Source organism: Bradyrhizobium sp. PRIMUS42, assembly GCF_023006515.1.
Classification (GTDB): domain Bacteria; phylum Pseudomonadota; class Alphaproteobacteria; order Rhizobiales; family Xanthobacteraceae; genus Bradyrhizobium.
Genome location: NZ_JALBGZ010001471.1, coordinates 1 through 605, shown reverse-complemented (window position 1 = coordinate 605; position 605 = coordinate 1). Strand labels below are relative to the sequence as shown.

The following is a 605-nucleotide window of genomic DNA, read 5'->3' as shown; positions in this document are numbered from 1 at the left end:
CGACGCCGGGCACCTGCGAGATGCGCTGCGCCAGCACCGTATCGGCGACGTCGTAGATCGCGCTCGCCGACAATGTCTTCGAGGTCAGCGCCAGCACGAAGACGGGCGCGCCGGCCGTGTTCGCCTTCCGGAATTTTGGCAGCGTCGGCAGGTCGCTCGGCAGGTCCACCAGCGAGGCGTTGATCGCGGCCTGCACGTCGCGCGCGGCCTTGTCGATATTGCGGCCGATGTCGAACTGGAGCTGGATGTTGGAGACGCCGAGCGACGACGTCGAGGTGATCTGGTTGATGCCGGATATCTCACCTAACCGCCGCTCCAGCGGCGAGGCCACGGTCGCCGCCATCACGGACGGGTCGGCGCCGGGCCGGCTGGCCGAGACGAAGATGGCGGGGAAGTCGACGTTCGGGACCGAGGCGACGGGAAGGAACTGATAAGCGACCGCACCCAGCAGGAATAACCCGATCGACAGCAGCGTGGTCGCGACCGGGCGGCGGATGAAGGGCTCCGAGATCGATGCCATCACTGCATCCCCTCGGTCGCGCCCGCGACCGGCGGGTCGCCGGATTCGGCCGGCGGCATCGCCTGCTCGAGGCGGCGGTTGATGC

General features: G+C 68.6%; 1 protein-coding gene. It reads right to left on the bottom strand.

Going from position 1 to position 605, the window contains the following annotated elements; genetic code table 11:
- Positions 1-520: efflux RND transporter permease subunit (locus MOV75_RS41130; RefSeq protein ID WP_247008588.1), on the bottom strand; the 520-nt coding region annotated here is incomplete at its 3' end.
- Positions 521-605: the final 85 nt, after the last annotated feature.